This window comes from Mesorhizobium sp. M0898 (genome assembly GCF_040319695.1).
Taxonomy (GTDB): Bacteria; Pseudomonadota; Alphaproteobacteria; order Rhizobiales; family Rhizobiaceae; genus Mesorhizobium.
The window spans coordinates 81,076-102,122 of sequence record NZ_JAMYOE010000019.1; the positions used below are offsets into that span (position 1 = coordinate 81,076).

At 64.6% G+C, this 21,047-nt stretch carries 12 protein-coding genes; 7 read left to right on the plus strand and 5 right to left on the minus strand.

The window, feature by feature from the left end:
* Positions 1-25: 25 nt before the first annotated feature.
* The 3 genes from aztC to aztA are packed head-to-tail and all read right to left on the minus strand — an operon-like array spanning position 26 to position 2,677.
* Positions 26-967: a zinc ABC transporter substrate-binding protein AztC gene (gene aztC, locus NKH90_RS19995; RefSeq protein ID WP_352473647.1), complete on the minus strand. Its 942-nt coding sequence runs from the start codon at positions 965-967 to the stop codon at positions 26-28.
* A gap of 22 nt (positions 968-989) precedes the next feature.
* Complete coding sequence (gene aztB / locus NKH90_RS20000; RefSeq protein ID WP_352457155.1) at positions 990-1,865, minus strand: zinc ABC transporter permease AztB; 876 nt, start codon at positions 1,863-1,865, stop codon at positions 990-992.
* Positions 1,865-2,677 (minus strand): zinc ABC transporter ATP-binding protein AztA, encoded by an 813-nt coding sequence (aztA, locus tag NKH90_RS20005; RefSeq protein WP_352820524.1) that lies wholly within the window; start codon positions 2,675-2,677, stop codon positions 1,865-1,867. Before aztA ends, aztB begins: the two co-directional genes overlap by 1 nt.
* Positions 2,678-2,888: 211 nt before the next feature.
* Here aztA and NKH90_RS20010 point away from each other — a divergent pair, with 211 nt between their 5' ends.
* Positions 2,889-3,233: a RidA family protein gene (locus NKH90_RS20010; RefSeq protein ID WP_023674415.1), complete on the plus strand. Its 345-nt coding sequence runs from the start codon at positions 2,889-2,891 to the stop codon at positions 3,231-3,233.
* 168 nt (positions 3,234-3,401) lie between these two features.
* Here NKH90_RS20010 and hutC read toward each other — a convergent pair whose 3' ends face one another.
* Together hutC and NKH90_RS20020 are read right to left on the minus strand one after the other, a co-directional pair.
* Positions 3,402-4,163 (minus strand): histidine utilization transcriptional repressor HutC, encoded by a 762-nt coding sequence (gene hutC / locus NKH90_RS20015; protein WP_352820526.1) that lies wholly within the window; start codon positions 4,161-4,163, stop codon positions 3,402-3,404.
* The gene (locus NKH90_RS20020; RefSeq protein ID WP_352820527.1) at positions 4,160-5,512 is read right to left on the minus strand and encodes a formimidoylglutamate deiminase; all 1,353 of its coding nucleotides are present in this window, start codon (positions 5,510-5,512) and stop codon (positions 4,160-4,162) included. Before NKH90_RS20020 ends, hutC begins: the two co-directional genes overlap by 4 nt.
* A gap of 99 nt (positions 5,513-5,611) precedes the next feature.
* Between NKH90_RS20020 and hutI the strand changes: the two genes are divergently transcribed.
* The 6 genes from hutI to NKH90_RS20050 all read left to right on the plus strand — a co-directional run bounded on the left by hutI (position 5,612) and on the right by NKH90_RS20050 (position 20,735).
* Entirely contained in the window at positions 5,612-6,862 is a 1,251-nt protein-coding gene (hutI, locus tag NKH90_RS20025) for an imidazolonepropionase (protein ID WP_352820528.1), read from the plus strand.
* On the plus strand, positions 6,859-8,394 hold the full coding sequence (gene hutH, locus NKH90_RS20030) for a histidine ammonia-lyase (RefSeq protein ID WP_352473653.1): 1,536 nt from the start codon (positions 6,859-6,861) through the stop codon (positions 8,392-8,394). Before hutI ends, hutH begins: the two co-directional genes overlap by 4 nt.
* Before the next feature lie 385 nt (positions 8,395-8,779).
* The gene (gene hutG / locus NKH90_RS20035; RefSeq protein WP_352771513.1) at positions 8,780-9,598 is read left to right on the plus strand and encodes an N-formylglutamate deformylase; all 819 of its coding nucleotides are present in this window, start codon (positions 8,780-8,782) and stop codon (positions 9,596-9,598) included.
* A gap of 32 nt (positions 9,599-9,630) precedes the next feature.
* The gene (gene hutU, locus NKH90_RS20040) at positions 9,631-11,301 is read left to right on the plus strand and encodes a urocanate hydratase (RefSeq protein ID WP_352820530.1); all 1,671 of its coding nucleotides are present in this window, start codon (positions 9,631-9,633) and stop codon (positions 11,299-11,301) included.
* A gap of 8 nt (positions 11,302-11,309) precedes the next feature.
* Positions 11,310-11,897 (plus strand): HutD/Ves family protein, encoded by a 588-nt coding sequence (locus NKH90_RS20045; protein ID WP_352820531.1) that lies wholly within the window; start codon positions 11,310-11,312, stop codon positions 11,895-11,897.
* Positions 11,898-12,164: 267 nt separating this feature from the next.
* Positions 12,165-20,735, plus strand: a complete 8,571-nt coding sequence (locus NKH90_RS20050) for a glycoside hydrolase family 94 protein (RefSeq protein ID WP_352820533.1) — start codon at positions 12,165-12,167, stop codon at positions 20,733-20,735.
* Positions 20,736-21,047: the final 312 nt, after the last annotated feature.

Below are 21,047 nucleotides of genomic sequence, written 5' to 3' on the forward strand. Positions count from 1 at the left end.
CGACCGGATGGAGTGACTAGACAGCTCAGCTGCCGAGGATCGCGCCTTTGATCTGGGCGATGTTATTGTGCATCAGGTCGATATAGGTCGCGGCCGGGCCGTCGGGCTGCGACAGCGCATCGGAATAGAGCGTGCCGCCCACCTTGATGCCGGTCTCGCTGGCGATCTGCTCGATCAGCCGCGGGTTGGTGATGTTCTCGACGAAGATCGCCGCCGCCTTGTCCTGCTTCACCTGGCTGACCAGCTTGGCGACGTCGGCGGCGGAGGGCTCCGACTCGGTCGACACGCCTTCCGGGGCCAGGAACGTCAAGCCGTAGGCCTGCTCGAAATAGCCGAAGGCGTCATGCGAGGTGATGACGACGCGCTTCTCCTGCGGGATCGACTGGATCGCCGCCTGCACTTCGCCCTCAAGCGCCTCGAGCTTTTGCGTATAGGCGGCTGCATTGGCCTTGTAGCTGTCGCAACCCGCAGCGTCGGCCGTGCAAAAGGCGTCGGCGATGTTCTTCACATAGATCTTGGCATTGGCGATCGACTGGAAGGCATGCGGATCGGTGACCGTCTTGCCGCCATCGGTTTCTGCGCCTTCGGCGGCATCGGCCTCGGCGAATTCGGGTTTGAAATTGATCGGCGTGACCCCCTTGGTCAGCACGGCAATCGAAGCCTTGGTGGCGCTGGCGTCGACCAGGCGCTGCAGAAAACCTTCGAAATGCAGGCCGTTGACCAGCACGATGTCGGCCTTGGCCATCGTCACAGCATCGGCGGGGCTCGGCTCGTAGACGTGGGCGTCGCCGTCAGGCCCGACGATGGTGGTCAGATCGATGCGGTCGCCGCCGACATTCTTGGCGAAATCGGCGATGATCGTGAAGCTGGCGACCACCTTCAAAGGCTCTGCGAAGGCCGAAGATGCGCCAAAGGCGGTTAATGTTATAACGCTCACGGCCAAAGCGGCGCGGATCGATTTCAGCATGGACAGTTTCTCCTTGTTGGGATCAGGCAGTTCTGTGGCGGTGATGGACGATGCGGGCGCGCAGGATGCCGCGCGTGCCGAACAGGATCGAGGCGAAATAGACGACGCCGGCGGACAGGATGATGGCCGGGCCGGACGGCAATGACGCATGGTAGGACAACAGCAGCCCGGCAATACAGGAGGCAAAGCCGATTACTGTGGCCAGCACGCACATCGGCTCGACGCGCGAGGTCCAGAAGCGGGCCGCCGCTGCCGGCAGCATCATCAGCCCGACCGACAGCAAGGTGCCGAGCGCCTGGAAGCCGCCGACGAGGTTGAGCACGACGAGGCCGAGAAAGATGAAATGCACCGGGCTGCCCATCCGGCTGACCGAGCGCAGGAACAAAGGGTCGAGGCATTCGGCGACCAGCGCCCGCCAGAAGATGGCGAGGCTGACCAGCGTCACCACAACGATGCCGCCGATCAGCGTCAGCGCCTCGTTGTTGAGCGCCAGCACGGTGCCGAACAGCACATGCATGAGATCGACGCTGGAGCCGCGGATCGACACCATGAGCACGCCGATGGCCAGCGAAATCAGATAGAAGGCCGCCATGGAGGCGTCTTCGCGCTGGATGGTGAAGCGCGAGACGGCGCCGGCGCCGAGCGCCACGATGATGCCGGCGATCAGTCCGCCGATGGTCATCGGCAGGATCTCCAGGCCATAGAACAGGAAGCCGGCGGCGGCACCCGGCAGGATGGCATGCGCCATGGCGTCGCCGGACAGGCTCATGCGCCGCAGCATCAGGAACACGCCGACCGGGCAGGCGCCGAGCGACAGCATCATCGAACCGGCAAGCGCCCGCTGCATGAAGGCGTAGTCGGCGAAAGGAGCGACGAACAGACCGTAAAGCACCTCCATCATGCCGCCCTCGGCCCGGAGCCGTGATAATGGTCGTGGTCATGGCCGTGCTCGTGGCCACCGTGCTCGTGATCATGCTCGCCGGGCTCACACCATGGCGCGTTGTCCTCCCAGGCTTCGTGGAAGCGGCGCGCGCGCAACAGATTCTCCGGCTGCAGCGTCTCCCTGGTCTCGCCCCAGGCGATCGGCTGGCGCGCCAGGAGCAGTGTTTCGGGGAAATTCTGCCGCACCAGATCGAGATCGTGGACCACAACCATGATCGTGCGTTCCTCGCCGTGCCAGCGCTTGATCAGCGCGATCAGGTCGCCGACCGTCTTGGCATCGACAGCGTTGAACGGCTCGTCGAGCAGGATGAGCTCGGCATCCTGCAACAGCACGCGGGCAAACAGCGTGCGCTGCAGCTGGCCGCCCGACAGTGTGTCGATCGGGCGCTTCTCGAAGCCGCCGAGGCCGACGGCCATCAGCGCCTTGCTGACCGAGTCGCGGTCTTCCCTCGTATAACGGCCGAGCATGCCGCGCCGCGGCCACAGGCCAAGCGAAACCAGGTCGACGACCCGGGCCGGAAAGGAGCGGTCGAGCTCCGATTGCTGCGGCAGATAGGCGGCGCGTACGCCGGGCGCCCGGATCACCGCGCCGGCCATCGGCTTCAGGACGCCGACAATGCCCTTCATCAGCGTCGACTTGCCGGAGCCGTTGGCGCCGACGACCGCCGTCAGCGATCCCTTGCGGATCGTACCATTGAGGTGGTGGACCGCAGGATGGCTATTGTAGCCCAGCGTCAGGTCGCGGAAGGTCAGGCAGGTTTGGCTCATGTGACGATCCATGGGGCGATGATCGGTACTGCAGGGGCGGATTCGATATGTGATGTTATTACATTAGTCAACAAGCCAATCGGGCGGAATTGCGGCCGGGCCGTCTTGTTGTGTGCTTTGGCTTGGCTCAAGAAGTTCCGCTCGAGCGGCCTTGCCCCCGGCGAACCCGGCCCCTAAACAGGCGCAGCGACAAGAGGAGAAGGAATATCCAATGAGCATTCGTCGTATCGATGTAGGCCCGCGCATGAGCCAGATCGTCATCCACGGCAACACCGTCTATCTGGCCGGTCAGGTCGGCAAGCCGGGCGGAAACGTCGGTGCCCAGACCAGGGACATTCTGGCGGCGATCGACGAATTGCTGGCCAAGGCCGGCACCGACAAGACCAAGATCCTGCAGGCGATCATCTGGCTGGCCGACATGAGCACCTTTGCCGAGATGAACGCGGAGTGGGACAAATGGGTACCGCAAGGCAACACGCCGGCCCGCGCCACCGGCGAAGCCAAGCTTGCCGGACCGGAATATCTGGTCGAGATTATTGTTACCGCGGCGATTTGAGAGACGGCTCCTAACCCTCCCCCTCGAGGGGAGGGTCGGCGAGTGGTCGGAGCGAAGCGGAGACTGCGAGACGGGGTGGCGTCGGCGAGGTTGCACCGACCCCACCCCGCGTCACAAAATGCCGCCATGCGGCAATTTGCTCCGCGACCCTCCCCTCGAGGGGGAGGGTTACCCCCTTGACGGCGTGAACCGCGCCACCAGCGTGTGGTTCTCTGCCGCATAGGTGAAGCGGACATGGGTGACGGGGTGCTCGGCGCTCCATGTCCGCCGCTCGATCACCAGGCACGGCGCACCGGTCTGGATGTCGAGCGCCGCCGCGATGTGCTTTTCGGCGGCAACCGCGCGAATGCGATGCTCGGCGGCACTCCACGGCACGCGCCCGATCAGCCACGGACCGGGCGCCGTGTCGAAAAACGCCTCTTCGGCAGCCTCCGGCACGGCGGCCAGGTTGATCAGCCGCTGCTCGTGGGCGAACGGCCGCTTGCCGGCGAAATGCCGGCATTCCAGCACCAGCACCGGCCCGGCGACGTCGAGTTCCAGCAGGGCGCGGTCGTCGGCGCTGCTGCGCCTTCTGTTTCGCGCCATGCGCTCGTAGCGGTAGGGCAGGCCAAGTGCCTCGACCTCGATCCGGATGTCGTGGATTTCGAGAACGGCTGCCTGCGACTGCGGCTGGCGGACAAAACTGCCGGAGCGACGCCGGCGCTCGATCAGCCCGGCCTTGGCCAGTTGCGACAGTGCCTTGTTCACTGTCATGCGCGAACATCTGTATTCGGCCGTCAGTTCATGCTCGAACGGGATGCGGTGGCCGGGCGCCCAGGCACCCGACAGGATCCGTTCGCTGATGTCCGACAGGATGCGCTGGTGCAGCGAAAGAACCTCGCCGCCGTCCGCGCTTCCGGAATCCGCGCTTATTGTCCCGATTATGCTCATGCCGAAAGCGCCGTCATCACCTTGCGGAAGCGCTCGGCGATGGCATCGCGCCTGGCATGCATGCCGCCGCTGACCAGTTTCTTGCCATGCACCCAGACGCAATCGACCTTGGTGCCGTTGGCAAAAATCCAGGCATCAAGGATTGCATCGCCCGTCTTGCCGGCCAGCGATGGATGCTTGCCGTCGAGCGAGACGAAATCGGCCGAGGCACCTGCTGCGATCTGCGAGAGGCCGGCGCCCAGCGCGGCACTGCCACCATCGAGCGCGGCATCGAACAAAGCACGGCCGGTCGAGCCGCCGGCCACCGCCAGCACGTTGCGGGCGCGGTGGGCGAGGCGCTGCGAATATTCGAGCTGCCGCAACTCGTCCGGCAGGCCGATCAGTACGTTTGAATCCGAGCCGATGCCGAAGCGGCCGCCATGCTGCATGAACAAGGACGCGGCAAAGGTGCCGTCGCCGAGATTGGCCTCGGTGATCGGACAGAGGCCGGCAACGGCGCCGCTTTTCGCCAAATCGGTCGTCTCGGTCTCGGTCATGTGGGTGGCGTGGATGAGGCACCAGCGCTGGTCGACCTTGGCGTTGGCAAGCAGCCATTCGACCGGCCGCGCGCCGGACCAGGCAAGGCAGTCCTCGACCTCCTTCATCTGCTCGGCGATGTGGATGTGGATCGGCCCCTCCGGCACCATCACCGTGATGTTTTCCAGTTCCTCCGGTGTCACGGCACGCAGGCTGTGCGGGGCGACGCCGACGACGCCTTGATTCAGCGCGCGAATGGAGTCTCGGCATTTGTCAACAAGCCGCGAGAACTGGTTCACATCGTTGATGAACCGGCGCTGGCCTTCATTTGGCGCAGCGCCGCCGAAAGAGGAATGCGCGTAGGACACGGGCAGCAAAGTCAGCCCGATGCCTGTCTCGGACGCTGCGGCAACAATGCGCTGCGCCATCTCGGCGATGTCAGCATAGGGCCGGCCATCACGGTCGTGGTGGAGATAGTGAAACTCGCCGACGCGCGAGAACCCGGCCTCCAGCAACTCGACATAAAGCTGGGCCGCGACCGCCTCGACCTGGTCCGGCGTCATCGACAGCGCGAAACGGTACATCACCTCGCGCCAGCTCCAGAAACTGTCGGCGGAAGGGCCGCGCAATTCAGCAAGGCCGGCCATGCCGCGCTGGAAGGCATGGCTGTGCAGGTTCGGCATGCCGGACAAAAGGATGGCACGGCGCTCGTCGCCGGGCAGGAGCGAGGTATTCGCCTCGACCGTGGCGATCCTGCCGTCGGAGATGACGATCCGCACATTGCTGTGCCAGCCGTCGGGCAGAAGCGCCTGTTCTGCAAAGATTGCTGTCACGTTTTTCTCCAAATCCCGGTCTGCCGTGCGATGATAGCGCTTGCAGTGCCTTTTTCATATGTATATACATAATCGTCACCTATTGAAACGGAAAAGATGATGGCTGCAGAGAGCAAAAGCCGGGCAGGGGAGGTTCGCCTCTGGCGCAATGCGCGCCTCGCGACCATGGCCGAAAGCAGCCCCGGGTCAGGCGTTGTCGAGCACGGTGCAATCGCCGTGCGCAATGGCCGGATCGTCTATGCCGGGCCGGAAGCCGACATGCCGGCAGCGCTCCGCCCCAGAGCACTTGGCAAAGACGCCGAGGCGACCGACTGCGAAGGCCGCTGGATTACGCCCGGCCTGATCGACTGCCACACCCATCTGGTTCACGCCGACAACCGTGCCAATGAATTCGAGATGCGGCTGGCCGGCGCTACCTATGAAGAGGTTGCCAAGGCCGGCGGCGGCATCGTTTCCTCGGTCAAGGCACTGCGCGCCGCCGGCGAGGACGAGCTGGTCGCCCAGTCGCTGCCGCGCCTCGATGCGCTGATCGCCGAAGGCGTCACCACCGTCGAGATCAAATCCGGCTACGGTCTCGACCTCGAAAACGAGAAGAAGTCGCTGCGCGCCGCACGACGGCTCGGCGGTGAGCGGCCGGTGACGGTCAGGACCACTTTCCTCGGTGCTCATGCACTGCCGCCCGAAGCAAAAGGCGACAAGGACGCCTTTATCGATCTTGTCGCCAACGAGATTTTGCCGGCCGTCGCTGCCGAGGGCCTGGCCGATGCCGTCGACGGTTTTTGCGAAGGCATTGCCTTTTGGCCGGAGCAGATCGCCCGCGTGTTCGATGCCGCGAAGGCGGCGGGCCTGCCGGTCAAGCTTCATGCGGACCAGCTGTCCAATCTGCACGGCGCCGAACTTGCGGCGCGCTATGGTGCGCTATCGGCCGACCACCTCGAATACACCGACGAGGCCGGTGCGGCGGCGATGGCGAAGGCCGGAACCGTGGCGACCATCCTGCCCGGCGCCTACTACTTCATCCGCGAGAGCAAGAAGCCGCCGATCGCCTTGTTTCGCCAGCATGGCGTCAGGATGGCCGTTGCCACCGACAACAATCCCGGCACGTCGCCGCTGACCTCGCTGCTGCTGACCATGAACATGGCCGCGACATTGTTTGGCCTGACCGTCGATGAATGCCTTGCCGGCGTTACCCGCGAGGCTGCCCGCGCGCTCGGGCTGCTTGGACAGACCGGCACGCTGGAGGCCGGAAAATCGGCCGATCTGGCGATCTGGAACGTCGAGCGCCCGGCCGAACTCGTCTACCGCATGGGCTTCAACCCGCTGCATGCCCGCATCTGGAGGGGACAATGACCGAACTCAAGCTAAGGCCGGGCAATGCCACGCTGGCCGATTGGCGCGCCATCTATCGCGGCGCCGCACTGAGGCTCGACGATGCCTGCCGGCCGAAGATCAAGGCCAGCGCCGAGGCCGTCGCCAGGATCGTTGCCAAGGGCGAGCCGGTCTATGGCATCAATACCGGCTTCGGCAAGCTGGCCAGCGTCCGCATCCCCGCCGCCGACCTGGAAACGTTGCAGCGAAACATCGTGCTGTCCCATGCCGCCGGCGTCGGCGAGCCGATGCCCGTCGCAATCTGCCGGCTGATGATGGCGCTGAAGCTGGCCAGCCTGGCACAGGGCGCCTCCGGCGTGCGGCCGCGGACGATCGAACTGCTCGAGGCGATGCTGGCCAACGACGTTATCCCCGTGGTGCCGGCGCAAGGCTCGGTCGGCGCTTCCGGCGACCTTGCGCCGCTGTCGCACATGACCGCCGTGATGATCGGCGTCGGCGAGTGCTTTACCCCGCATGGCCGCTTTCCCGCCAAGGTCGCCTTCGTTTCGCACGGCCTGGAGCCGGTGACACTGGGTGCCAAGGAAGGCCTGGCGCTGCTCAACGGCACCCAGTTTTCGACCGCCTATGCGCTTGCCGCTTTGTTCGAGGCGGAAGTGCTCTACCAGTCGGCACTGGTCGCCGGCGCGCTGTCGACCGATGCCGCCAAGGGCTCCGACGCTCCGTTCGATCCACGCATCCATCTGCTCAGGAAACATCGCGGCCAGATCGAGACGGCCGAGGCGTTGCGCAATTTGATGGCCGGCAGCGCCATCCGTGAATCGCACCGCGTCGGCGACGAGCGTGTGCAGGATCCGTATTGCCTGCGCTGCCAGCCGCAGGTGATGGGCGCAGCGCTCGACGTGCTCCGCAAGGCCGCCGAGACGCTCGGCACCGAGGCCAACGGCGTCACCGACAATCCGCTGATCTTTGCCGAGGACGACTCCGCACTTTCGGGCGGCAATTTCCATGCCGAGCCGGTCGCCTTCGCCGCCGACATGATCGCACTCGCCGTCTGCGAGATCGGCTCGCTGTCGGAGCGGCGCATCGCTATGCTGGTCGATCCGGCGCTGTCGGGCATGCCGGCCTTTCTCACGCCCAAGCCGGGTCTGAATTCCGGTTTCATGATCCCTCAGGTCACGGCGGCAGCACTGGTTTCTGAAAACAAGCAAAAGGCCTATCCGGCCAGCGTCGATTCGATCCCGACCTCGGCCAACCAGGAAGACCACGTCTCGATGGCGGCGCATGGCGCGCGCCGCCTCATCGGCATGGTCGAGAATGCGACGGCCGTCATCGGCATCGAATTGCTGGCCGCCGCGCAAGGCTGCGATTTCCACGCACCGCTGGCCTCGAGCGCGGCACTGGAGGCGGTGCGCCGGCTGGTCAGGGCAGAGGTGCCGCATCTCGACAACGACCGGCACTTCCACCCCGACATGGAGAAGGCCATCGCCATGATACGCAGCGGCGCGGCGGTGAAGGCCGCGGGTGCGGTGAAACTGCCGGGCGTTGCGTCATGAGGCGGTGTACCGTCACAGGCCGCGTTCTGTCGCGCCCCCCTCTGTCCTGCCGGACATCTCCCCCACAAGGGGGGAGATTGGCCATCATCGAGTCTTTCGCCAATCTCCAACGTTGCAGGATTGAGCGAAGCGGCGAAGCTACCGATCTCCCCCCTCGTGGGGGAGATGTCCGGCAGGACAGAGTGGGGCGCTGTCCCGCCAACCTCAGCCCGGCAACAAAAAACCCGCCTCAAAGGCGGGTCGTCGGGCCGAATCAGCACCATACCGAATTTAGTAGCATAGCTGCCGGCACAAAGCAAGAACAAAATGCGTTGCGAGCGATAAAAACCGAAGTCGGTGTTCAAGGACGATTGCAAAGTCGCGTTCCTTCGCGCGGAGACTTCCGATGACCTCACCCTCCTGGCTCACCGTCACCCAAGGCACAGCACCCCTGCTGGTTTCGATCCCGCATACCGGCATCGATCTCGCCGGCCTCGACAGCCGGCTGGTCTCGCCCTGGCTCGGCCGCCGTGACGCCGACTGGTGGATCGACAAGCTTTATGACTTCGCCGAGAGCCTCGGCGCGACGGTCGTGCATACGGCGATTTCGCGCACCGTTATCGACGTCAACCGTGATCCGTCCGGCGTTTCGCTCTATCCCGGCCAGACGACGACCGGGCTCTGCCCGACAGAGACCTTTGACGGCGATCAGCTCTACCGCAAGGGTGAAGAGCCGGGGCCGTCTGAGATCGACGAGCGCCGCGAGAAGTTCTTCGTACCCTATCATGCCGCCCTGCAGGCTGAGATCGACAGGCTGCACGCTTTGCATGGGAAGGTCGTCGTCTATGACTGCCATTCGATCCGCTCGGTGCTGCCGCGCCTTTTCGAAGGCAAATTGCCGGTCTTCAATCTCGGCACCAATGACGGCAAGAGCGCCGATCCGACGCTGCAAGCGACGGTTGGCCAGATCCTCGCCGAAACCGGCGAGAGCTACGTCGTCAACGGCCGCTTCAAGGGCGGCTGGATCACACGCCATTTCGGCCAGCCGCAAGCCGGCGTCCACGCGCTGCAGATGGAACTCTCCAACCGCGGCTATATGCGCGAGCCCGAAGGCAAGGGCGAACCGGCTAACTGGCCGGTGCCTTACGAGGCCGAATTCGCGGCGCCGATCCGCGTCACGCTGAAGAAGATCCTGGAAACCGCGATCGCCTGGGCCGAACGCTGACGCGCGGTGCACCTCACTCGAAAGGAACAATCATGACCGATCCTCGCCACAACATCCGTGAAGTGCGCAGCCCGCGCGGCAGCGAGCTCAACGCCCGCACCTGGCTGACGGAAGCGCCGTTGCGCATGCTGATGAACAATCTCGACCCAGACGTCGCCGAAAACCCCAACGAGTTGGTGGTCTATGGCGGCATCGGCCGGGCGGCGCGCACCTGGAACGATTTCGACCGCATCGTTGCCTCGCTGAAGACGCTTGGCGACGACGAGACGCTGTTGGTGCAATCGGGCAAGCCGGTCGGCGTGTTCCGCACGCATCCTGACGCCCCGCGTGTGCTGATCGCCAACTCGAATCTCGTGCCGCACTGGGCGACATGGGAGAAATTCAACGAGCTCGATAAAAAGGGCCTGATGATGTACGGCCAGATGACGGCCGGCTCGTGGATCTACATCGGCACGCAAGGCATCGTGCAGGGCACCTACGAGACCTTCGTCGAGGCCGGCCGCCAGCATTATGGCGCCAATCTCAGGGGCAAATGGATCCTGACCGGCGGCCTCGGCGGCATGGGCGGTGCCCAGCCACTCGCCGCGGTGATGGCCGGCGCCTGCTGCCTGGCCGTCGAATGCGATCCCGATCGCATCGATTTCCGGTTGCGCACCCGCTATGTCGATGAGCGCGCCGACACCCTTGACGAGGCGCTCGAAAAGATCGAGCGCTGGACCAAAGCCGGTGAAGCGAAATCGGTTGGCCTGGTCGGCAACACCGCCGACATCCTGCCGGAACTGGTGCGGCGCGGCGTGCGCCCCGACATCGTCACCGATCAGACCTCGGCGCATGACCCGCTCAATGGCTATCTGCCCAAGGGCTGGTCGCTGGCCGATTGGCGCGAGAAACGCACCTCCGACCCGAAGGCCGTCGAAAAAGCTGCCCGCGCGTCGATGCGCGAGCATGTCGAGGCGATGGTGGCGTTCTGGAATGCCGGCGTGCCGACGCTCGACTACGGCAACAACATCCGCCAGGTGGCGAAGGAGGAGGGGTTCGAGAATGCTTTTGCCTTCCCGGGTTTCGTGCCGGCTTACATCCGTCCGCTGTTTTGCCGCGGCATCGGCCCGTTCCGCTGGGCAGCGCTTTCCGGCGATCCCGAGGATATCTACAAGACCGACGCCAAGGTGCGCGAGCTGACCCCCGGCAACACCCATCTGCACAACTGGCTCGACATGGCGCGTGAGCGCATCGCCTTCCAGGGCCTGCCGGCGCGCATCTGCTGGGTTGGGCTTGGCGATCGCCACCGGCTCGGCCTCGCCTTCAACGAGATGGTCGCCAGGGGCGAACTGAAAGCGCCGGTGGTCATCGGCCGCGATCACCTCGATTCCGGCTCGGTCGCCTCGCCGAACCGCGAGACGGAGGCGATGAAGGACGGCTCCGATGCCGTCTCCGACTGGCCGTTGCTCAACGCCTTGCTCAACACCGCGTCCGGCGCCACCTGGGTGTCGCTGCACCACGGCGGCGGCGTCGGCATGGGCTTTTCGCAGCATGCCGGCATGGTCATCGTCGCCGACGGCACGCCCGAGGCGGCCAAGCGCCTGGAGCGGGTTCTGTGGAACGATCCGGCGACCGGCGTCATGCGCCACGCCGATGCCGGCTATGACATCGCGATCGAGTGCGCCCGGGAGAACCAGCTCAACCTGCCCGGCATTTTGGGCTGAGCCGCGCCTTGCACATCCTTCGGGCAGCCGAATACCGGTCGATGCCGTGGAAGAACGGCGGCGGGGTGACGACGGAGATTGCCGTCTCGCCGCCAGGTGCCGGGCTCGACGATTTCGACTGGCGCGTCTCGATGGCGCTGGTCGAGGGCGGCGGCCCATTTTCCGGATTTGCCGGCGTCGACCGGACCTTGGCGTTGCTGGAAGGCGAGGGCATGATCCTCGACATCGCCGGCCGGCTACCGGTTGAAATCACCAAGGCTTCCGCACCGCTTGCCTTTCCGGCCGACGTGCCGACGCAAGCCACGCTGATCGCCGGTCCGATCACCGACCTCAACGTCATGACCCGCCGCGCCCGGGCGATCCACACGGTCGAGCGCCTGCTGATTTCGGCTCCGACGGAGATCCAGGCCGAAGCCGATGAAACACTCATCCTGTGCGTCGACGGCGAACTCAGCGTGGCCGGCGCGGCGCCCATGCAACTTGGGCCGCTCGACGCGCTGTTGCTCGGGGCGCAAGCGCCGGAACTGCGCCTGGATCCGGTCCGGCCGGCCATGCTGTTCGTGATCCGCATCGACCGCATTGCCGGCAACGATTAACGTCTGTTTCCAAACATGATCGTGACGCCGGCCAAATATCGCGTAAGCTGGTCGCTGCATCACGAAAAAGCCTGAATCTTCCGCCGATCAGAAGCCGAAACGATGCTCATAGTGCTCGCCTGGAAGTTGTCGAAAGACGGCATCTTGTCGTGGTGCGGAAACAAACTTTCGGCCAAGTGTTGCGATGCAACCAATTGCATTTGGACCGGTTTTAGGGACATTGCCGTGGCGGTGACGCCGCACTGCGTCCCCAACACGGAACCTTAGATGAATATCCAGACCAATCTCGCACAGATCGAAAAGACGAGCGCCAGCTTCCCGGCTGTCACCGACGAGCCGATACGCTCCAATTTCCTGCCGGAAGATCGGCTGCGCGCTTTGGGCGCAGCCCTTGCCAATGGCGATGCCAAGGACTTGTTCGGTCTGACGCCTTTCGATTTTCAGGCCCGCATCCGCGACAGCGCCAGGAAAATTCTCGATGTCTACCGTTCCACCAACGCTGCCCAGGCGAGGGGCGAAACGATCACGCCCGCGGCGCAGTGGCTGCTCGACAACAACTACCTGGTCGAGGAGACCATTTTTCAGGTCAAGCGCGACCTGCCGCGCCGCTTCTACCGTCAGTTGCCGACGCTGAAACTGTCCGACGGATCCAGCGTGCCGCGCGCACTGGCGGTCGCGTGGACCTATGTCGCGCATTCCGACAGTTCCGTCTCGTCGGCCATGTTCAAGGCGATTGTCGAAGGCTTCCAGTCCGTCGAGCCGCTGAAGATCGGCGAATTATGGGCGCTGCCGTCGCTGCTGCGCTTCGTCCTGATCGAGAACCTTCGCCGGATCGCGGTCCGCGTCAATCGCACGCGGGAACTGCGCCAGATCGCCAACGAGGTCGCCGACCGTGTGCTGGCGACGGACGACAGCGCCGACCGGCAGGCGATACTTTCCCACTACAGCGCCCATGCGCAGGACACCACCTTCGCCACCCAGTTGCTCTACCGGCTGCGTGACGGCTCGCAAAATGCCGGCAGGGCGCTGGAATGGCTGGAGGGCGAGCTGGAACGGACCGGCTCCGACGCCGAGGAGATCATCCTCAGCGAGCACCACACGCTGTCCAGCGGCAACGTGACCACCGGCAACATCATCCGCGGCCTGCGCCTGATCAACGACATCGACTGGACGGTGTGGTTCGAGGGCGTCAGCCGCATCGACACCTTGCTGCGCGAACGCACCGATTTCGCCGCGCTCGATTTCTTTTCGCGCGACCAGTACCGGACTGCGATCGAGGAGCTGGCGCGCCGTTCCGATCTCTCCGAATTTCGCGTTGCCGAAAGGGCGATCGAGCTCGCCGGCCATGCTGCCGCTGCACCGGGCTCCGAAACCGGTCCGATCGCTCACACCGACGTCGGCTTCTTTCTGGTCGGCCCGCGCCGGCAGGAGCTCGAGCGGTCGATCGGCTACCGGCCGACCATCGGCAAGACGCTCAACCGGACCTTCCGCAAGACCGGATGGCTGGGCATTGTCGTGCCGGTGTTTGCGCTGACGGTCCTGCTTCTGGTCGTTTCCGGCAATGCGCTTGCCAATCTCGGCCTGTCGGTGCCGTCGATCGTCCTGATGCTGGCCCTGTTCGCGGTGCCGGCCAGCGAAGGCGCGCTCGCGTTCTTCAACACCGTCGTCTCGCTGTTTTTGAAGCCGACGCGTCTCATCGGCTATGATTTCAGGCACGGTGTGCCGCCCGAGGCGCGCACGCTGGTGGTGGTGCCGTCGCTGATCGGCTCGCGCGACGATGTCGAGGAGAACATCCGCAACATCGAGGTGCATCACCTCGCCAACACGGCGGGCGAAGTCTATTTCGCGCTGCTTTCCGACTGGCCGGACTCCAAGACCGAGATCGATACGGCGGATGTCGAAATCCTCGAATTCGCCCGCGCCGAAATCGCCAGGCTGAACGCCCGCTATCCCTCGGAAGGGGCGCCGCGCTTTTATCTGCTGCATCGGCGCCGGCTCTACAACGCGTCGCAAGGCGTCTGGATGGGCTGGGAGCGCAAGCGCGGCAAGCTGCACGAATTGAACCTTCTGCTGCGCGGAGACAGCGACACCACCTTCCTGCCGTTGGAAGTGCCATTGCCGGAGAGCGTCGTCCACGTGATGACGCTGGACGCCGACACCCGCACCACCCGCGACGCCGTCGCTGCGCTGGCCGGCAAGCTTTGCCACCCGCTCAACCGTCCGCATTTCGATGTCGCACGGCGCGAGGTTACGGCAGGTTATTCCATCCTGCAGCCGCGCATCACCGCGTCGCTGACCAGTGGCGACGAGGCGTCGTTCTTTCAGCGTGTCTTTTCCGCCAATCGCGGGCTCGATCCGTACGTCTTTGCCGTGTCGGACCTCTACCAGGACATCTTCGGCGACGGTTCCTTCACCGGCAAGGGTCTTTACCATGTCGACGCCTTCGAGGCGGCGCTGAAGGGTCGCATCGAGGAAAACACCATCCTCAGCCATGATCTGCTCGAAGGCGCCCTGGCGCGCTCGGCCTTGGTCACCGACGTCGAACTGGTCGAGGACTATCCGACCCGCTATTCGGTCGATGCGTCGCGCCACCATCGCTGGGCACGCGGCGACTGGCAGCTTCTGGGCTTCATCCTTGGCCCACGCTCAAACGTGCCGGCGCTGTCGCGCTGGAAGATGGTGGACAATCTGCGCCGCTCGGTGACGCCGATCTTCTGGGTGATGGCCGCGATCGCCGGCTGGACGTTGCTGCCCTTCACGCAGGCCGCGCAATGGCAGGCGCTGCTGATCCTTACGCTGTTCATGGCGCCCACTTTCGACATCGTCAACGCCATCCTGCCGAAGAGCGGCGATCAGACGCCGCGCGGCCATTTCTCGGCACTGGCACGCGACGTTGCCTTCGGCACCGCTCTGGTGGCGCTGAAGATCGTGCTGATGGCGCATCTTGCCTGGATGATGGGCGACGCGATCATCCGCACGCTCTACCGCCTGTTCGTCAGCCGCCAGAACCTGCTCGAATGGCGCACCGCCTCGCAGGCACACAAGGGCGGCGACAACGATCTCGGCTCCTACTACAGCATCATGTACGGCGCGGTGATCATCGGCGTCGTCGGCCTCGCTGTCCCGGTGCTGGCCGATTCCACCGGCGCCTTCGTCGCCTTCTTCTTTGCCTTGTTCTGGATCGGCTCGCCCGCCATCGCCTGCTGGATCAGCCGTTCGGCCGAAACCGAGGACCGCCTGCGCATATCGGCCGCCGACATCCACGCGCTGCGCACCGTGGCGCGGCGTACATGGCACTATTTCGAGACCTTCGTGACGGCCGAGCATCACCATCTGCCGCCGGATAATTTCCAGGAAAGCCCGGCCCCCGTGGTGGCGCCCCGCACCTCGCCGACCAATATCGGCGTCTACCTGCTGTCGGTGATTTCGGCACGCGATTTCGGCTGGATCAGCCTCTCCGACGCCGTCAACCGCATCGACGCGACCATGTCGACTATCGAGAGCATGCCGCGCGACCGCGGCCATCTCTTCAACTGGTACGACACGACGACCCTGAAGCCTCTCTACCCGCTGTACATTTCGGCGGTCGACAGCGGCAATCTCGCCGGCCATCTGGTGGCCGTGGCCGCTGCCTGCGCCGAATGGGCCGAAGCGCCGTCGGTGCATGTGCAGGGCGACTTCGAAGGCATCCTCGACACCGTCACCATCCTCGACGAAAGCCTTGAGGAACTGCCCGACGACCGGCGTCAATTGCGGCCCTTGCGCCAGCGGCTCGCCGACCGTCTCGACGGCATGCGGCGGGCGGTCGAATTGATCAAGGCGCAGCCGGAGATGGCGTCGATCCGTACCATCAACCTGGCCGTCCTGGCCGGCGAGATACGCAAGCTCGCGACAGCCATCCACACCGAGGCCGCGTCGACCCAGAGCGACACCATCGCCGATTGGGCGGCCAGGCTCGAAGCCACCTGCGAGGCGCATGTGCACGACGCGCACAGCGACGAAAACGCGGTCGCGGCGTTGCGGGCCAAGCTTCTGACCTTGCGCGAGCGCACGCGCCGCTTCGCCTTCGAGATGGATTTCTCGTTCCTGATGCGGCCCGAGCGCAAGCTCCTGTCGATCGGTTACCGGGTCGAGGAGCATCAGCTCGACGAAAGCTGCTACGACCTTTTGGCGTCCGAGGCGCGGCTGACCAGCCTGTTCGCCATCGCCAAGGGCGATTTGCCGACCGAGCACTGGTTCCGGCTCGGCCGGCCGATCGTCGAGATCGGCTTCCAGGGCGCACTGATGTCCTGGTCCGGCTCGATGTTCGAATATCTGATGCCGCCGCTGGTGATGAAGGAGCCGCAAGGCAGCATTCTTAACCAGACCAGCAAGCTCATCATCAAGCGCCAGATCCAGTATGGCCGTTCGAAGAACGTTCCCTGGGGGATTTCGGAAGCGGCCTACAACGCCCGCGACCGTGAACTGACCTACCAGTACACCAATTTCGGCGTGCCCGGGCTCGGCCTGAAGCGCGGCCTTGGCCAAAACACGGTGATCGCGCCTTACGCGACCGTGCTGGCAGCGCAGTTCACGCCGCATGAATCCGTGCAGAACCTGGCCAGGCTGAGGCGGCTGGGCGCACTGGGCCGGCACGGTTTTTACGATGCGGTGGATTTCACGCCGCAACGCGTCCCCGAGGGCACCGACCACGCCGTCGTGCTCAACTACATGGCCCACCACTCCGGCATGTCGATTGCCGCAGTTGCCGATGCGATCTTCGAAGGGCGCCTGCGCGACCGCTTCCACAGCGATCCGGTGATCGAGTCGGCCGAATTGCTGCTGCAGGAAAGGGCGCCGCGCGACATCCCGACTGCGACCGTCAGGACCGAGGCCGACGAGCGCTCGAAGGACGAGACCGAGCTGGAAAGCCCGGATACCCGCATCGTGCTCGATCCGCTCAGGGCGCTCCGCTCGACCAGTGTCATGTCCAATGGCCGCTATTCGGTCATGGTGACCGCCACCGGCTCCGGGTACAGCCGCTGGGGCGAACTTGCCGTCACGCGCTGGCAGCCGGATCCGACCGAGGACCGCCTTGGTTCCTATATTTTCCTGCGCGACGCCAGCAACGGCGACTGGTGGTCGGCCACCGCCGAGCCGAAGCGCGCCGCCGGCGAGCGTGCGCAGACGCTGTTCTCCGACGACAAGGCGAGCTTCGTCAAATCGATTGGATCGCTGCGTTCGGAAGTCGAGTGCATCGTCATCTCGGAAGGCAATGGTGAGGGCCGACGGGTGACGCTCCACAATGATGGCCCCGCCGACCGGCATATCGAAGTAACCTCGTTTGCCGAACTGGTGCTGGGCTCCGAGCCCTCGGATAATGCCCATCCGGCTTTTTCGAAGATGTTCGTGGAAACCGAGATCGCGCCGAACAACGGCGCGATCTTCGCCACCAGGCGCAAGCGCGAAAAGGACGAACCCGACGTTACCATAGTGCATTTCGTCACCGACCCGTCTGGATCGGCGCGAGATGCCGAGGCGGAAACCGACAGGCGCGCCTTCATCGGCCGCGGCCGCACCATCACCGAAGCGGCTGCCTTTGATCCCGGCGCCAAGCTTGGCGGCCATTCCGGCTTCACCCTGGATCCGATCGCATCGCTTCGCCGGCAGGTGCGCGTGCCGGCCAACAAGAAGATTTCGCTGACGTTCTGGACCGTCGTCGGTACTCATCGCGCCGAATTGGATGCCGCCATCGCACGGCTCGACCATCCCGAAAGCTTCGCCCGCCAGGCGATGCTCGCCTGGACGCGCTCGCAGGTGCAGACCCGGCACCTTGGCCTCAGCCTGTCCGACGCCGCCAATGTGCAGAAGCTGGCGCGCTATCTGATCTATCCCGATCCGTTCCTGCGCCTTCCGGGCGAATCCATCGTCTCCGGGCTCGGCAGGCAGTCCAGCCTGTGGCCGACCAGCATATCCGGCGATTTTCCGATTTTCCTGGTCAGGATCGCCGATGTCGCCGATCTGGAGATCGTCGCCCAGGCGCTTCGCTTCCAGGAATACATGCGCGCCCGCGGCATGATGATTGATTTTGTCGTCGTCAACGAGCAGGCGTCATCCTACGTGCAGGACCTGCAGCGCGCGGTGGAGACGCTGTGCGAAAACAGCCGGTTGCGCGGCAAGGAACTCGGACCCCGCCAGCACATCTTCGCAGTGCGCCGCGATCTGATGGAGGAAACGACCTACAGGACCTTGCTCGCCGTCGCTCGGGTGGTGCTGCATACGCGCAACGGCACCATCTTCGACCAGATCGAGCGCGCCGAGGCCGCGGCACTGCAGGCGCGGGACGCCGCCCTCCAGCCGGCAGACCTTGCAGCGCTTCGCGAGCCGTCCTTGCCTGTGCCGACGTCGCAAGCATCGGCCGCCCAGGCACTGATCGAGGGCCGCGTCGACGGCAGCGGGCTCGAGCAATGGAACGGTTTCGGCGGCTTCGACGGCGACGGACGCCACTACGTCGTGCGTCTTGCCGGCCGGCGCACAACGCCGCAGCCGTGGATCAACGTCATCTCCAACCCATCGTTCGGGTTCCATATTTCGGCTGAAGGCGCTGCCTTCACCTGGAGCCGCAACAGCCGCGACTATCAGTTGACGCCATGGTCGAACGATCCGGTCACCAACCGGCCGGGCGAGGGCATCTACATCTACGATCACGCCAGTGGCAGGGCGTTCTCGCCAATGGCTGCCGTGGTGCGTGATCCGACAATGACCTACGAAACCTGGCACGGGCAGGGTTTTTCGACGTTCCGCTCAAAACGCGGGCCGCTGTCGATGGACCTGACCCATGTCGTCGATCCCGTCGATCCGGTGAAGATATCGCGGCTGCGCATCCAGAATTCGGGTTCGGTGCCGATGCGGCTGCGCGTCTACGCCTATGCGGAATGGGTTCTTGGCGGCCATCGCTCGCGCACCGCTGCAAGCATCGTTCCGTCGAGGGATGCCGCAACCGGCGCATTGCTGGCGCAAAATCCCTATGGGCTCGATTTCGGCGAGCGGATCGCCTTTCTGGCCGCCGACGGTGCTGTGCATTCGGTCACCGCCGATCGCGGCGAGTTCATCGGCAGGCAAGGCACGAGCGAGTTTCCGCATGCCGTGCTGAGCGGCGCCGGCCTGTCCGGCCGTATCGAGGCCGGCGACGATCCCTGCGCGGCCATCGCACGCGACATCGACATCGCTGCCGGCGGCGACGTCACGCTGCTCTGGCTGCTCGGCGACGCGGCCTCGCCCGAGGCGGCCAGCGCGCTGGTGCAGACCCATCGCTCAAGGGATTTCGATCAGCGGCTGGCCGACAACGAGCGCACATGGCGCGGCTTTCTCGACACCATCCAGGTCGAGACGCCGGACAAGGCACTCGACGCTATGGTCAATCACTGGCTGCCCTATCAGAGCCTGGCCTGCCGCATCCGTGCCCGCTCTGCGTTCTATCAGGCGAGCGGTGCCTTCGGCTTCCGCGATCAGCTGCAGGATACCTTGGCCTTGCTGGCGCATGACCCCAAGCTGGCGCGTGATCAGATCCTCAACGCGGCGCGGCGGCAATTTCCCGAAGGCGACGTGCAGCATTGGTGGCTGCCGCGCACCGAGGCCGGCGTCCGCACCATGATCTCGGACGACGTGGTCTGGCTGGCCCACGCCACGGCCCGTTACCTGCTGGTGACCGGCGACACCGCGATCCTAAAGGAGCAACTGCCCTTCATCGAAGGGCAGGCGCTGGGCGAAGGCGAGCACGATGCTTTCTTCATCCCGGAAATCTCGAAGAAGACAGCCTCGCTCTACGACCATTGCGCGCGGGCGCTCGATCTTGCCGTCAAGCGCAGCAGCCCAGCCGGGCTGCCGCTGATCCTCGGCGGCGACTGGAACGACGGCATGAACCGCGTCGGCGAGCACGGCAAGGGCGAGAGCGTGTGGCTGGGCTGGTTCCTGCTGAAGACGCTGGGCGACTTTGCCGCTGTCGCCAAGGCTGAGCGCGATGCCAAGCGCGTGCAGGCCTGGACGAAGCACGCCGAGGTGCTGAAACGGGCGCTGGAAAGCACCGCCTGGGATGGCGAGTGGTATCGGCGCGGCAGTTTCGACGACGGCACGCCGCTCGGCTCGCGCAAGTCGGACGAGTGCAAGATCGACTCGATCGCCCAGTCCTGGAGCGTGCTTTCGGGCGAGGGCGACCCGGCGCGGTCGACCACGGCAATGGCGCAGGCGATGAAAGCGCTCGTCGACGACGACCTCAACATCGTCAAACTGTTCACCCCGCCCTTCTCGAAGACGGAAAAGGACCCGGGCTACATCAAGAGCTATCCGCCGGGGGTCCGTGAAAACGGCGGCCAATACACGCACGCGGCAACATGGTTCGTCATTGCGCTCGCCGAAATGGGCCGCACCGACGATGCCTACCGCTGCCTTTCAATGCTCAATCCGGTCTACCATGCGCGCGATGAAGCCGCGGCAGAGCGCTACCGCGTGGAACCTTATGTCGTCGCGGCCGATGTTTATTCCGGGCAAGACAAGGGCGGCCGCGGCGGCTGGACCTGGTATACCGGGTCGGCGGGCTGGCTTTATCGCGCCGCGGTCGAGAGCATTCTCGGCATAGAGCGCCGCGGACAGCGCCTCCAGTTCACGCCGAGGCTTCCTAGCCATTGGGACGGCTATTCGGCAACTCTGAAGATGCTGGGCGCCGAGATCAAGGTACGCGTCGTCCGCGACAAAAAGGCCCGGGCCATCTCACTTGAAGTGAATGGCACGAAGACCAAATCTTCGTCCTTCGAGCCAAAAGCCGGAGATAGTGCCGAGGTGGTCGTCAGAATACCGGCCTAGATTCAAGGGCTTGGAGCGTCGCTTAGCGTTCCCAGGGCACGCACGGGCGCTCCAAGTGCCTCTACCGGTTATATTTGCGTTTGACCTTGCTGAATGCCTGCACACGACTTTAGACGTCGTGCCCAGGGTCTTGCTGATTAAAATTGTGGCAGTGCTTTCGAGCTGCCATGATTTTGCCGCAACGCTGACATTTCACCTTTTATCTCAAACTGTTAGACGATCACGGCAAATTTCGAAGCGTCGTCATCTTTTGTTCGCGGAATGGGAACGGAAGAGCTAGACGAGCATTGTTTTGCGACGCGTCAACCGATA